This is a genomic window from Solwaraspora sp. WMMA2056, assembly GCF_030345095.1.
Taxonomy (GTDB): Bacteria; Actinomycetota; Actinomycetes; order Mycobacteriales; family Micromonosporaceae; genus Micromonospora_E.
Genome location: NZ_CP128360.1, coordinates 2,824,466 through 2,837,143 on the forward strand (window position 1 = coordinate 2,824,466; position 12,678 = coordinate 2,837,143).

Here is a 12,678-nt window from a genome sequence, read left to right on the forward strand (position 1 = left end):
CGGCACATGGTCGCTCGGTACCGTGCTGAATAGCCTGGTAGACGCGGAAGTAACAGCTTTTCGGCACCTGGAGGTTCCTGTGGCCACCGGCCTGACCCACGCCCGCTGGACGCACGTGGCACTGCCCACCGGCGACCTCGACAAGGCCATCTCGTTCTACACCTCGCTCACCCCGCTGGTGGTGGTCGAACGGTTCGCCGACGCTGACGGCGAGAGCGTCTGGCTCTCCAACGACAAGCAGGTCGAGACGCCGTTCGTGCTCGTACTGGTCTCGTTCAACAAGGACAAGGGCGGCCAGCTCGGGCTGCTGCACCCGTTCGCGCACATCGGCATCGAGGTGCCGAACCGGTCCGACGTCGACGAGATCGCCGATCGCGCCCGTGAGCTGGGCTGCCTGCACTGGGAGCCGCGGCAGATGCCGCCGCCGGTCGGCTACATCTGCGCGCTGAAGGACCCCGACGGCAACGTCATCGAGATCTCCCACGACCAGCAGGTGTTCGACACCGTACGGCGGCTGTGGGCCTGACCGGCGAGCGCACCGGCGAGGCGGTACGGCGCTACCTGGCCGCGCTCAACGCCCGGGACGCCGACGCGGTCGCCGACTGCGTCAGCGCCGGTTTCGTCAACGAGCACACCGCCGCGTTGGGACGTACCGTCACCGGCCGGGCCGCGTACCGGGCCCGGCTGGACGGCTTTCTGGCCGAGTTCGCCGACCTGCACTACGAGGTCGAGGAGATGCTGGTGGACGGCGACCGGGCGGCGGTGGCGTACCGGATGTCGTTCCGGTTGGTCTCGGCGGGCAAGGTGCCGGTGCGTATCCGTGGCATGTTCCGCTTCAAGGTCGACGCCGACGGCCTTGTTGCGCACCGGATCGACTACTGGGACTCCGCCGAGGTGCACCGTCAACTCGCCGCTGGCCGGACCGCTTCCGACTGACCGCTCATGATCGCGACGATCTTGCGCTCATCGCGAAGAAATGTCCGGATTGTCGGACGATAAGTGCAAGATCGTCGAGGGTCAGGGGTGTGCGGGTAGGTAGAGTGGCGCCCGTGGTGGTCACAGGCCGGCCGGCGAACCCGACTGACGAGGTGACCGGCGACGGGCCGGCCATCCAGACGGTGCAGCGCGCCGCGACGATCCTGCAGGCGTTCACCGTGGAACGGCCCCGGCTCACCCTGGCGGAGCTGACCGCCGACCTGGCGATCAGCCGGGCCACCGCCCACCGGTACGCGCGGGCGCTGCGCGCCGCCAACCTGCTGCGCTTCGACGTCGCCACCGCCACCTACACGTTGGGTCCGCAGATCCTGGCGATGGAGGCGGCGGCCCGCGCCGCGCTGCCGATCGTCACCGTCGCCGAGCCCTTCCTGGACCAGCTGACCAGATCGACGAATCAGACCTCGGTGCTCAGCGTCTGGAACGGCGAGGCCCCCACCGTGGTCCGCTGCATGGACAACACCAGCGGCGACGTGCGGCTCAGTGTGCGTACCGGGTCGCCGTTGGATCTGACCCGCTCGGCGCAGGGCCGGGTGTTCTGTGCCTACCTCCCGGAGCGGGACAGCCCGGTGGTGGCCCGGCAGTTGCGGTTGTCGGCCGCGCTGCGTGAGGTGGTCGCGCAGGTCCGCCGCGACGGCGTCGCGGTCAACTCGCCGGAGGACTTCGGGGTACGGGTGATCGCCGCCCCGGTGTTCGAGCGTGCCCAGGTGGTGGCCGCGTTGGCGGTGCTCGGCACCAGCGTGGCGTTGGCCGGCGCGGCCCAGGCGGCGGCGGCCGATCTGCTGCGGCAGGTGGCGGGGGAGTTGTCCGAGGCGCTGGGGGCGATCGCCGGTTAGCGCCGGCCGCCGCGCCCGGTTGCGCCACCAGCGGTACGCCCGTTGCCGTTGCCCGGGTGGTGGCCGTTGCCGGCGACGCTGCCCAACTCGGCGGTGACGACCGCGGCGGCCCGTTGCAGGGCGGCGGCGAGCGGGCTGTCGGTGCCCTCCGGCACCGAGGTGGTGGTCCCGACGATCGCCATGGCGGCGATCAGCGTCTGACCCCGGAAGATCGGCGCGGCGATGCTGCGGACCCCGTTGACCGACGGGGTGTTGGCGGAGATCCCGGTCCGGCGGATCTTGTCGACCTCGTGCCGCAGCTCGGCCGAAGCGGCCAGGTCGTCGGCGAGGCCGGGGACGTCCTCGGCGGGCAGGAAGGCGCAGAAGACCCGCCCCTGGGCGGATTCGGTCCGCGACAGCCGGGAGCCGGTCCGCACGCTGACCCGGATCACCCGGTCGGTGTTGTCGTCGGCACGGACCACCACGGCGGTGTCGCCGTCCCAGACGCTGAGCACCACGGTCTCGTCGACCTCGCGGACGAGCTGCTGCATGTGCGGGCCGGCGATGCTGATCACCGGCATCGCGGCGCGGGCGGCGGCGGACAGGGTGAGGATCTGCGGGCCGAGGGAGTAGAGGCCTTCGCGTTCGTCGTAGCGCAGCAGGTTGCTCTCCCGCAACGCCTTGGTGTAGCGGTGGGCGGTGGCCTTGCTGGTGCCGAGGCTGGCGGTGAGCTCGTTGAGGCTCAACCGGGGGCGGGCGGCGGTGAACGCGTTGAGGATCACCGCGGCGCGCTGCACGGTCTGGATCGCCGGGGCGCTCTGCTCGGCCACCGCCGGGCCGGCCACTGCGGGCTCCGCAGGCTCGGCCACTGCGGGCTCCGCCACCGGGGCGCTCTGCCCGGCAGCCGGGGGGCTGTCGTCCGCCATCTGGCTTCCTAACGAGAGGCGCGGCATGTGCGGCGAAGGCGCGGGGTGGTGGCTGCGCCGCGACGGCGTCGATACATCGACCGCCGATACATGCACGGAAAGTGAGACAGCATCATGGCATACGGTACCTTATCTTGTCGATGCACCCGCGTGCCGTAGCGCGATGTCGGTGTAGATGTCGGCGAACCGGACGAGGTCGGCGATGGCGTACCGGTCCAGCCGGGGATCGGTCGGGTCCGGTCCGCGCGACGGCGGCCCGAGTCGGACCGTGGGCACCCCGCGACCCCGCAGTACGACCCCGTCGGTGGACCCGGTCCATCCGGTGACCGGCGACGGCGGCGTGCCGTGGGCCGCCGCCCAGGCGTCGGCGGCGTGCCGCGCGATGGGCGCGTCCGCCCCGGTGGCGGCGGCCGGATGCACCAGCTGCCCGTCCACCGCGACGCCGCAGCCGGCCAGTGGGGTGCCAGCGAGAGCGGCGGTCAGTGCGGTGTGCAGTCCGGCGCGGATCCGCGCCGGGTCGTCGCCGGGCACGGTCACCAGATAGAGGTACAGGTCGAGCCGTCCGGGCAGCAGATCGGGCTTGCCGGGCTGCCCGGCCCGGACCGCGCCGATGCCGAGCTCGGCGCCGACCGGTGCTGTCGGGTCGGCGCGGTCGGCCAGGTGCCGGCACCGGAACTCCTCCAGCGCCGCGATCACGGTGCCGAGGTGGGCGAGCATGCCCCCGGGCGGTACGGCGCTCTCGCGGGCGAGTACCGGGTGGAACGCGGTGCTCAGCCGTACCCGTAGGAACATCGCCCCGGGTTCGGCGGTGAGCACCCCGGCCGGGCCGGTCTTGGCGACCACCGCCGCCGCTGGCGGCGGGTGGCGGTCCAGGTGATGCAGTACGCCGCTGGGCTGGTCGCCGTGCGGGTGGTACCGGTGGGTGCCGGCGGCGGCCAGCAGCAGGGTGAGCCGGTGCGGCCGGCCGGCGGCCCGCAGCGCGTCGGCGGCGGTGGTGAACCCGACCAGGGCGCTGGCTGCGGCGGCCCGGGCGACGCCGAGGCCGAAGGCGCTGACCAGCGTGGCGCCGTCCGGTTCGGTGGACCGGCGGAAGCCGCCGACCGGACACGGCCCTGCGGCGCCGCCGGAGGTGCCGGTGACCGGTTCGTCGAATTCCGCCGCGCCGGTCAGCGAGGTGTCGAGGTGGGAGTAGATGAGCAGTTCGGGTGCCCCGCTGCCGAGTTGCGCGGTGGCGACCAGGTTGGCGCTGTGTGGTGCCTCGGCGCTGACCGGCAGCGGGTCGACCCGCCAGTCCAGTTGCGGCCAGGTGGCCCGGCCCCAGCCGGCGAGTCGACGCGCGGTCGCCTGCTCGTGACCGTACGGGGTCGGTCCGGCGGTCAGCACCGCCAGCGTCTCGACGATCCGCTGCTCGCTCATCGCCTCATCCCATCACCGCCGTGACAGTTATCCAAGATGACGTCTCGCATGTTGACATAGCCGGGGCGCTGTCTCTAGCGTGACGTGACATCAACCAGGTCGCCGCCCCACCCGATGAGCGCAGGTCGCGGAGGGTGCCGGGACGCCCGGACCGGCGACTGCCCCCCATTGGCGCAGGAGGACCGATGACCTACGTGGTCACCGACGAATGTGTGGACGTGCAGGACCGGTCGTGCGTCGAGGAATGCCCCGTGGACTGCATCTACGAGGGCGACCGGATGATGTACATCAACCCGGACGAGTGCGTCGACTGCGGTCGGTGCGAACCGGTCTGCCCGGTCACCTCGATCTTCCACCTGGACGACCTGCCCGCCGATCAGGCCCGGTTCGGCCCGATCAACGCCGAGTTCTTCACCGAGATCGGCACCCCGGGCGGCGCCCGCAAGATCGGCCGGATCGGCCACGACCATCCGGCGGTCAGCGGCGGGGCCAGCTGATGAGCATCGAACACGAGGTCGACCTCGCCATCGTCGGTGCCGGCCCGGCCGGGCTCTACGCCGCCTACTATGCCGGATTCCGGGGGATGACGGTCGCGATCGTCGACTCGCTGCCCGAACCGGGTGGGCAGATCGCCGCCCTCTACCCGGAGAAGGAGATCTTCGACATCGCCGGCCTGCCGGCGATCAAGGGGCAGCAGCTCGTCGACGCCCTGCTCACCCAGGCCGCCACCGCCAAACCCACCTTCCTGCTGGGCGAGAGCGCCGTGGAGCTGACCAACGCCGACGACCACGTACGGATCGGCACCGACGCCGGCAGCCAGGTCCGCGCCAAGGCGGTTCTGCTGACCGCCGGGATCGGCACCTTCACCCCACGCGAACTGCCCGTCGGCAACGACCACCTCGGCCGGGGACTGCGCTACTTCGTGCCCCGGCTGGAGGAGCTCGCCGGCCAGGACGTGGTGGTCGTCGGTGGCGGGGACTCCGCCGTCGACTGGGCGTTGGCCCTGGAGCCGTACGCCACCAGCGTCACCCTGGTGCACCGTCGGCCCCAGTTCCGGGCCCACGAACGCAGCGTCGAGCAGTTGCACGCCTCCACCGTGCGGGTGGTCACCCCGTACGAGGTCAGTGGCATCGCCGGCGACCCGCAGCTGACCTCGGTGACCATCAGCGAGGTCCGCGGCGACGGGCGCGAGGAGCTGCCCGCCCAGGCGGTGGTGGCCGCTCTCGGCTTCATCGCCGACCTCGGACCGATGCGGCAGTGGGGACTGGAGATGACCAACCGGCACATCGCCGTCGACCGGTCGATGCGTACCAACCTGCCCCGGGTCTTCGCCGCCGGCGACGTCACCGACTATCCCGGCAAGGTGCGGTTGATCTCGGTCGGCTTCGGTGAAGCCGCCGCCGCCGTCAACAACCTGGCACCGCTGGTCAATCCGGCGCTGAGCACCGTCCCCGGCCACTCCTCGGACGCCGCGTGAGCGCCCCGGCCGCCGACGCGCGGCGTACCCCCGGCACCGGCCAGACCGTGGGCACCGACGCACCGACCGGGCTCGCGCTGCTCGCCACCCGGCGCGGGCTGGCCCGCATCTGCGGTGACGGCACCGCCGAACTGCTCGATCTGCCGTACCGTGACGTGGCCGACCTGCTGCGGGCCGGCGCCGGCCTCGCCCCGGCGGCGACCGCGTCGGCGCGCGAGCGGCTACCGCTGGACACCCTCACCGCCGAGCTGGTCGCCCCGCTGGGCAGCACCCGGGCGGTCTGGGGCGTCGGCCTCAACTACCACTGCAAGGCCCGGGCCGCCGGCCGGGCGCTGCCCGCCGAACCGGTGCTCTACCTCAAGTCGGCAAGCGCCGGCTCCGGCCCGGACGCCACCGTGGCACTGCCCGCCTCGGTCAGCAGCCAACCCGACTACGAAGGCGAGATCGCCCTGGTCATCGGGGCCCGGATGCACCGTACGCCGGCCGAACAGGCCTGGTCGCACGTCGCGGCGATCACCGCCGCCAACGACCTGACCGCCCGGGACGTGATGGCTACCTCGGCCAACCCGACCCTGGCCAAGAGTTTCCCCGGCTTCGGCGCGCTCGGCACCTCGGTGCTCGACATCGCCGCCGTGCCCGACCGCGACGCCATCGAAGTGCGGACCACGGTCAACGGCGAGGTACGCCAGGAAGCGACCAGCGCGGACCTGATCTTCCCGGTGCCGCAGCTGCTCGCCTGGATCACCCGGTACGTGATCCTCGAACCGGGTGACGTAGTGCTCACCGGAACCCCGGCCGGCACCGGCCAGGACCGGGGCTGCTTCCTACGCCCCGGTGACCTGGTCGAGGTCTCGGTCGGCGGGGTGCTGCCGCTGCGTACCCGGTTCTGCGCCGAGACCCCCACCGAGACCCCCGCCGGTGATCCGGCCGAAAACTCTCCTTCGCACAGAAAGCCGCACACCCATGACTGAGAATGCTCCCCGGTACGACCTGGTGCTGGCCGGCGGCGAGGTGTTCGACTCGGCCACCGGCGCCAGCCAGGTCGCTGACGTCGCGGTGACCGGCGACCGGATCGCCCGGATCGCCCCCGGCCTGTCCGGCGACGCCCGCGAGGTGATCGACTGCGCCGGCCGGTACGTGCTGCCCGGCCTGGTCGAGGGGCACACCCACATCTTCGCCGAGGTCTCCAAGGTGGGAGCCCCGCCGGACGAGGCGCATCTGCACCGGGGTGTCGTCGCCGCCTGCGACGCCGGCACCGTCGGCGCCTCCACCTTCGCCGCCTTCGAGCGGTACGTGGCCGCGCCGGCGCGGATGCGGCTGGTCAACTTCCTCAACGTCAGCGTCCTCGGGCTGATCGACTTCCGGTTCGGCGAGCTGATCAACCCGGACACCCTGGTGATCGAGGATGCCCTGGCGGTCGCCGCCGACAACCCGCACCGGGTCCGCGGCTTCAAGATCCGGCTCTCCGAGGACGTCGTCGGCCACGACTGGCGCCCGCTGCTCAAGCGGTCCCTGGAGCTGTCCGCCGACGCCGACCTGCCGCTCATGATCCACATCGGGGAGACCCCGGAGCCGCTGCCGGCCGTGCTGGAGATGCTGCGCCCCGGCGACGTCGTCGCGCACTGCTACACCGGCAAGCCGTACGGCATCATGGCCGACGGCACCGTGCTGCCCGAGGTGTACGCCGCCCGGGAGCGCGGTGTGCTGTTCGAGTCGGCGCACGGCAAGAGCAACCTCAGCTTCAAGGTGGCCGAGCCGGCGATCGCGCAGGGCTTCTACCCGGACGTGATCACCTCCGACACCTCGGCCCGCAACTGGCGTGGCCCGGTGTTCGACCTGGTCACCAGCATGGCCAAGCTGCGGGCGCTGGGCATGACGATGGAGCAGATCGTGCCCCGGGTGACCAGCGCCCCGGCCCGGCTGACCGGCCTGGACGCCGAAGGCTACGGCAGCCTCGTCGAGGGCGGCCCGGCGCACGTCACCGTGCTCGCCGATGCCGACGAGGCGGTGCTGCCCGACGCGGCCGGCAACCAGATCACCGCCCCCCGGCTGGAGCCGGAAGTGGTGCTGTTGGCCGGCGAGCGGGTGCCGACCGTACCGTGGCGCGGCCTGCCCGCCGACCAGGCCGGGGCTGCCGGCCGGGCCGGCTGAGGGCCGACCGTGATGCGTACGGGGGTACACACCGGCCGGGCCGCGCTGCGTGAGCGGCTGCGGCGCGGCCGGCGGGTGGTCGGCACGTTTGTCAAACTGCCCGGCACCGACGCGGTCGAGCTGGCCGCCCAGGCCGGCCTCGACTTCGTCGTGGTCGACCTGGAGCACTCCGGGTTGGACGAGCGGACCGCCGCCGGGCAGCTGCGGCACGCCGCCCTGCTCGGTCTGCCGGCCCTGGTCCGGCTGGCGGCGGTCGACCCGGCGCAGGTCAACCGGCTGCTGGAGGCCGGCGCGGCCGGGGTGCAGCTGTCCACCGTACGGGCCCGCGCGCAGGTCGCCGCGCTGCAGGCCGCCGTCCGGTACGCCCCCGTCGGCCGGCGCAGCATCAGCCTGGCCCACCCGGCGGCCGGCTACGGGGCCGCCGGCCTGGACGCCTACCTGGCCGCCGAGGCCGCCGACCCGCCGCTGCTGGTGGCCCAGATCGAGACCGCCGACACCGACGACCCGCTGCCCGACCTGCTCACCGACGCCCGTGGCGCGCCGAGCGTCGACGTCGCCTTCGCCGGCACCACCGACCTGGCGGTCAGTCTCGGCCTGGCCACCACCGACGACCAGGCGCCGCTGCTCCGCCGGGTCGGTGAGATCACCGACGCCGCCCGCGCCGCCGGTGTCACCCTGGGCGGGTGGGCGCCGGGCCGTGCCGACGACATCCTGCGGCGGTACGGCCTGACCAGCGCCACCTACCTGGTCGCCGGCTCCGACCTGCAACTGCTCGGCGCCGGACTGCGCCACCTCGCCACCGACAGCTGAACCCCTCGAAGGGAGTCCGGACGTGCTGAACCCGCAGCTCTACCGCACCTCGGTCAACTGGGACGACATCCCCGCCACCGACGTGCGCCCCGGCGTGCGACGCAAGGTGTACGCCACCGACGAGGTGGTGCTCGCCTGGCACGAACTCGCCGTCGGGATGGACCTCAACCCGCACACCCACGACGACTTCGACCAGCTGGTGATGATCCTCGGCGGCCGGTGCAACTACTACGTCGACGGCGTGCCGCACGACATGGGTCCGGGCTCGATGCTGCTGGTGCCGCGCGGTGCCGAGCACTACGTCGAGCCGACCGAGGGGCCCTGCATCAACCTGGACGTGTTCGCCCCGCCGCGTGCCGACTTCCTGGCGCACGCCTGGCGTCCCGCCACGCAGGACTGAGCTGAGATGCCCGACATCGTGGTGGTCGGCAGCCTCAACGTCGACGTGGTGGTGCCCCTGGATCGGCTGCCCGACCCCGGGCAGACGGTGCTCAGCGCCGCCGACCATTCCCGGGCCGGTGGCGGCAAGGGTGCCAACCAGGCGGTGGCGGCCGCCCGGCTCGGTCGTTCGGTGGCGATGGTCGGCGCGGTAGGCGACGACCCGGAAGGGCAGTGGCTGACCGGGCTGCTGGCCGCCGAAGGCGTCGACACCTCGGCGGTGCTGCGCGCCCCCCGCCCCACCGGGCAGGCGATCGTGCTGGTCACCGCCGACGGCGACAGCACCATCGCGGTCAGCTCCGGGGCCAACATGTGGCTCGCCGCCGAGCACCTGCGGCCGTACGCCGACCTGATCGGTGACGCCGCCGCCGTACTGCTGCAGCAGGAGGTCGACGCGGCGGTGGTGGCCGCGGCGGTGGCCGCCGCCCGCGGCCTGGTCGTGGTGAACCCGGCGCCGGCCCGACCGGTCGACGCGGCGACCCTGGCCCGGGTCGACGTGCTGGTGCCCAACCGGGGCGAACTGGCGGCGCTGGCCGGTGCCGGCTCGTCGGTGTCCGGTGGCGGGGCCGGCGATGCCGCCGCGCTGGCCGCGATGGCCCGATCGCTGCGCACCCGGGGGCCGGTGGTGGTGACGCTCGGCGTCGACGGCGCCCTGGTGGTGACCGCCGACCGGGAGCTTCTGGTGCCGGCCGAGCAGGTCGACGCGGTGGACGCCACCGGTGCCGGGGACACCTTCTGCGCGGCGTTGGCCGACGCGCTGCTCGACGGGGCGGCGATCGTCGACGCGGCCCGGTGGGCCAGCCGGGCGGCGGCGGTGACGGTGACCCGGCCCGGCGCGATGGCCGCCGCCCCGCGCCGGGCCGAGGTGCTCGCCGTCGGCTAGGCGGTCTGCCGGCGCCGCATGATCCGGTGCACGGTCAACCCGGTCGCCATCAGCAGAGCCACCACGAACAGGTCGAAGCCGAACAGGCCGAAGCCGGTGCACGCGCTGAGCACGCCCAGGCCGAACGTGACGAGGGTCAGCGTCCAGCCGACCCGGGTGGGCGTGGACCTGGCGGCGACCCGGCGCGGCGCGCTGCCGCGCGGTCGGCGGGACACCGCCAGGATGACCCCCGCTGCGAGGGTGGCGAGGATCGTCGGGGCGAGCAGCAGCAGGCCTTCGTCACCGGGCACGGTCCACGACCAGATCGGTCCCTCATGCAACGAGAAGCCCTGGTCGACGATCGTCAGGTAGTCCCGAACGACGAAGTTGATCAGGAAGAACGAGTTGCCGGCCGCGATGATGGCCAGCAGGGCGAGGACGCCGCTGGCCGCCGTGCTGTGCTCGGTCCGGCGGCTCGCCCAACCGGCGAGGAGCCAGCCGAGGGCCATGCCGGCAAGGCCGCCGGCGGCGAAACCGACCGGCATCCCGGCCGGCTCGACCCGGCGTACCGAGACCTCGAACCAGCCCCCGTCGGCCGGTTCCAGCGTCTGGTAGGTGTTGGCGAAGGTCAGCAACCAGCCGTCCTTGGTAGCGGTCAGGATCTCGGCGGTACGCAGATCGGCGTGGCCCGAGTAGGAGAGCGGGCCGAGCCGCCAACCGTCCGCGGTCAGCCGGTCGGCGACCTCGGCGTCGTACGCGCGCAGGTCGGATATCGGGGCAGCGTGTTCGGCCTGGTACCGGACCTGGCCGAACTGTGCCTCGCCGTTGCCGTTGACGAAGACCTGCTCGTGCCGCTCCAGTGGCGGTACCTCGACGTCCGGGGTGACCAGCCCGGCGATGGTGGTCATTTCGGCCGTGCTGGGCAGCGGCCGGTCGGTTTCGCCGTAGGCGCGGGCGGTCAGCGACGCGGCGACGAAGCCGCTGAGGATCGAGACGATGACGGCGACCAGCACCACGAGGCGGTTGCCCGGCCGCCCCAGCCGGGCGCGCGGGGCGTGCCGGAGCACGTTGCCGACCTCGCGGGCGCTCGGGCGTCGGCGGCCGGTGTCCTCGGCGACCATCAGCATGGTGTCGAGCAGTTCGGCGCGACGGGGCCCGGGCGGGTAGGCATGGGCGAGCAGGCGGTAACGCCGGAAGCGGGCGGGCGCGGTCCGGCTCATCCGAACGCCACCGTGGCCGGCCCGGCCGGTGGGCGCAGCGCGTCCAGCAGCCGGGACGCGGTGGCCACCTTGCGGCTCAGCCGTTGCGTCTCGGCGGCCAGCGCGGCGCCACCGGAGTCGGTGAGCCGGTAGTAGCGGCGCAGCCGCCCGTCGACCGCCTCCTCCCGGTCGACGGCCACCAGACCCTCGGCGGCCAGCCGGTCCAGCGCGGCGTAGAGGGTCGCCGCCAGCAGCCGCGTCTCACCCCCGGACAGCCTGGTGACCTGCTGGATCACCCCGTATCCGTGTCGTGGCTGGTCGACCAGCGCGGTCAGGATCCAGAACGTCGGTTCTCTCATTGGACGTGTCACGCGGTTGAATATACAAACCATTTGACTATCTGGCCAGTGGGTCGACCGGAACGAGCGCGTGCCGACGGCCCACCACCCACAGGGCCAGGGCGAAGCAACTCAGCCCCACCCCGGCCAGCGACACCGCCGTCCAGCCGCCGGCCACCCAGAGCATCGCGGCGGCGGCCGAGCCAGCGGCGCCGCCGAGGAAGTTCGCGGTCACGTACGCCGTGTTCAGCCGGCTGCGTGCCTCGTGTGAGACGGCCATCACTCGCAACTGGTTGAGGATCCCGGCCGCCTGCAACGCGGCGTCGAGCACGACCACCACGACGATCACCAGCAGGACGCTGCGGCCGGCGAACAACGCCACCACGAACGAGGCGAGCACCAGGACCCACGCCGCGCCGGTGGCGGGCAACGACCAGCCCAGGTCGTGCAGCCGGCCGCTGCGCTGCGCGGCGACCGCGCCAGCCAGCCCGGCGAGGCCGAACAGCCCGATCACCGACACCGGATAGTCGAACGGCGGGCCACTGAGCAGGAACGTCAACGCCGTCCAGAACATGGTGAACGCGGCGAAGCCGGTAGCGGACAGCACCAACGTCCACCGGACCGCGCGTTCGCGGGCGACCACCACGGCGACGGACGCGATCAGCGCCGGGTACGCCAGCCGGGTCTTCGGTGCCAGCGACGGGATCGCCCGGTACATCACCACGGCGAAGCCGACCGCGACCACCGCCGCCAACAGGAAGATCGCCCGCCAGCCGGCGACGTCGGCGACCAGGCCGCTGATGGTCCGCGAGGCGAGGATGCCGGTCAGGATCCCGGCGACGACCGTACCGACCGCCCTGCCTCGGCGGGCATCGTCGGCGAGATCGCTGGCGAGCGGGGTCAGCAACTGCCCGGAGACCGTGGCCACCCCGAGCACGGTGATCGCCACGAGCAGCACGCCGAACGACGGCGCGAGCGCGCACGCCACCAGCGTGCCCGCCGCGCAGAGCATCAGCACCGGTACCAGCCGGCGTCGGTCGAGAATGTCGCCCAGCGGCACCAGGAACAGGATCCCGACGGCGTAGCCGACCTGGGTGGCGGTGACCAGCAGACCGGCCGTCGCGGTGGTGACGTCGAGGTCGGCGGCGATGAGGTCGAGCAGCGGTTGCGCCCAGTAGAGGTTGGCGACAGCGGCACCGGCGGCCACCGCGAACAGGAAGGTCAGCCCCCGGCGCATGGCGTACCCCGGTCGG

General features: G+C 73.0%; 15 protein-coding genes. 10 read left to right on the top strand and 5 right to left on the bottom strand.

Annotated features, from left to right (window positions below; translation table 11 throughout):
- Positions 1-79 precede the first annotated feature (79 nt).
- From O7608_RS12920 to O7608_RS12930, 3 genes are all read left to right on the top strand, one after another.
- Positions 80-526, top strand: coding sequence for a VOC family protein (locus O7608_RS12920; RefSeq protein WP_278113802.1), 447 nt, complete (start codon positions 80-82; stop codon positions 524-526).
- Entirely contained in the window at positions 517-936 is a 420-nt protein-coding gene (locus tag O7608_RS12925; RefSeq protein ID WP_289210195.1) for a nuclear transport factor 2 family protein, read from the top strand. The genes O7608_RS12920 and O7608_RS12925 overlap by 10 nt, the downstream gene beginning before the upstream one ends.
- A 113-nt stretch (positions 937-1,049) precedes the next feature.
- Positions 1,050-1,829, top strand: a complete 780-nt coding sequence (locus O7608_RS12930; RefSeq protein WP_289210196.1) for an IclR family transcriptional regulator — start codon at positions 1,050-1,052, stop codon at positions 1,827-1,829.
- On the opposite strand, the gene O7608_RS12935 is transcribed toward O7608_RS12930, so the two are convergent.
- On the bottom strand, positions 1,826-2,734 hold the full coding sequence (locus tag O7608_RS12935) for an IclR family transcriptional regulator (RefSeq protein ID WP_289210197.1): 909 nt from the start codon (positions 2,732-2,734) through the stop codon (positions 1,826-1,828). The genes O7608_RS12930 and O7608_RS12935 overlap by 4 nt on opposite strands.
- Positions 2,735-2,863: 129 nt before the next feature.
- Entirely contained in the window at positions 2,864-4,150 is a 1,287-nt protein-coding gene (locus O7608_RS12940) for a hypothetical protein (RefSeq protein WP_289210198.1), read from the bottom strand.
- A 185-nt stretch (positions 4,151-4,335) separates the two neighbouring features.
- On the opposite strand from O7608_RS12940, the gene fdxA reads away from it, so the two are divergent.
- Genes fdxA through O7608_RS12975 form a run of 7 tightly spaced genes read left to right on the top strand, consistent with a single transcriptional unit; the run spans position 4,336 to position 9,909 of the window.
- Positions 4,336-4,647 (top strand): ferredoxin, encoded by a 312-nt coding sequence (gene fdxA, locus O7608_RS12945; protein ID WP_289210199.1) that lies wholly within the window; start codon positions 4,336-4,338, stop codon positions 4,645-4,647.
- Positions 4,647-5,627, top strand: coding sequence for an NAD(P)/FAD-dependent oxidoreductase (locus O7608_RS12950; RefSeq protein ID WP_289210200.1), 981 nt, complete (start codon positions 4,647-4,649; stop codon positions 5,625-5,627). Before fdxA ends, O7608_RS12950 begins: the two co-directional genes overlap by 1 nt.
- Complete coding sequence (locus tag O7608_RS12955) at positions 5,624-6,598, top strand: fumarylacetoacetate hydrolase family protein (protein WP_289210201.1); 975 nt, start codon at positions 5,624-5,626, stop codon at positions 6,596-6,598. The genes O7608_RS12950 and O7608_RS12955 overlap by 4 nt, the downstream gene beginning before the upstream one ends.
- Entirely contained in the window at positions 6,591-7,778 is a 1,188-nt protein-coding gene (locus O7608_RS12960; protein WP_289210202.1) for a hypothetical protein, read from the top strand. The genes O7608_RS12955 and O7608_RS12960 overlap by 8 nt, the downstream gene beginning before the upstream one ends.
- Before the next feature lie 12 nt (positions 7,779-7,790).
- Positions 7,791-8,588: an aldolase/citrate lyase family protein gene (locus tag O7608_RS12965; RefSeq protein ID WP_289210203.1), complete on the top strand. Its 798-nt coding sequence runs from the start codon at positions 7,791-7,793 to the stop codon at positions 8,586-8,588.
- Positions 8,589-8,610: 22 nt separating this feature from the next.
- Positions 8,611-8,988 carry a cupin domain-containing protein gene (locus O7608_RS12970; RefSeq protein ID WP_289210204.1) on the top strand — a complete coding sequence of 126 codons (378 nt, stop codon included), beginning with the start codon at positions 8,611-8,613 and terminating at the stop codon, positions 8,986-8,988.
- A 6-nt stretch (positions 8,989-8,994) separates the two neighbouring features.
- Positions 8,995-9,909, top strand: coding sequence for a ribokinase (locus tag O7608_RS12975; protein ID WP_289210205.1), 915 nt, complete (start codon positions 8,995-8,997; stop codon positions 9,907-9,909).
- On the opposite strand, the gene O7608_RS12980 is transcribed toward O7608_RS12975, so the two are convergent.
- The 3 genes from O7608_RS12980 to O7608_RS12990 are packed head-to-tail and all read right to left on the bottom strand — an operon-like array spanning position 9,906 to position 12,662.
- A complete protein-coding gene (locus tag O7608_RS12980) occupies positions 9,906-11,108 on the bottom strand; it encodes a hypothetical protein (protein WP_289210206.1) in 1,203 nt (400 codons plus the stop codon). The two genes, O7608_RS12975 and O7608_RS12980, sit on opposite strands and share 4 nt — an antisense overlap.
- Positions 11,105-11,446 (bottom strand): PadR family transcriptional regulator, encoded by a 342-nt coding sequence (locus O7608_RS12985; RefSeq protein WP_353850565.1) that lies wholly within the window; start codon positions 11,444-11,446, stop codon positions 11,105-11,107. Before O7608_RS12985 ends, O7608_RS12980 begins: the two co-directional genes overlap by 4 nt.
- A 37-nt stretch (positions 11,447-11,483) precedes the next feature.
- Positions 11,484-12,662, bottom strand: coding sequence for an MFS transporter (locus O7608_RS12990; protein WP_289210208.1), 1,179 nt, complete (start codon positions 12,660-12,662; stop codon positions 11,484-11,486).
- Positions 12,663-12,678: the final 16 nt, after the last annotated feature.

Coding starts and splice junctions, on each gene's coding strand:
- O7608_RS12985 (WP_353850565.1), bottom strand. CDS start 11,446: ATGAGAGAACCGACGTTCTGGATCCTGACCGCGCTGGTCGACCAGCCA.
- O7608_RS12960 (WP_289210202.1), top strand. CDS start 6,591: ATGACTGAGAATGCTCCCCGGTACGACCTGGTGCTGGCCGGCGGCGAG.
- O7608_RS12980 (WP_289210206.1), bottom strand. CDS start 11,108: ATGAGCCGGACCGCGCCCGCCCGCTTCCGGCGTTACCGCCTGCTCGCC.
- O7608_RS12965 (WP_289210203.1), top strand. CDS start 7,791: ATGCGTACGGGGGTACACACCGGCCGGGCCGCGCTGCGTGAGCGGCTG.
- O7608_RS12940 (WP_289210198.1), bottom strand. CDS start 4,150: ATGAGCGAGCAGCGGATCGTCGAGACGCTGGCGGTGCTGACCGCCGGA.
- O7608_RS12975 (WP_289210205.1), top strand. CDS start 8,995: ATGCCCGACATCGTGGTGGTCGGCAGCCTCAACGTCGACGTGGTGGTG.
- O7608_RS12990 (WP_289210208.1), bottom strand. CDS start 12,662: ATGCGCCGGGGGCTGACCTTCCTGTTCGCGGTGGCCGCCGGTGCCGCT.
- O7608_RS12950 (WP_289210200.1), top strand. CDS start 4,647: ATGAGCATCGAACACGAGGTCGACCTCGCCATCGTCGGTGCCGGCCCG.
- O7608_RS12935 (WP_289210197.1), bottom strand. CDS start 2,734: ATGGCGGACGACAGCCCCCCGGCTGCCGGGCAGAGCGCCCCGGTGGCG.
- fdxA (WP_289210199.1), top strand. CDS start 4,336: ATGACCTACGTGGTCACCGACGAATGTGTGGACGTGCAGGACCGGTCG.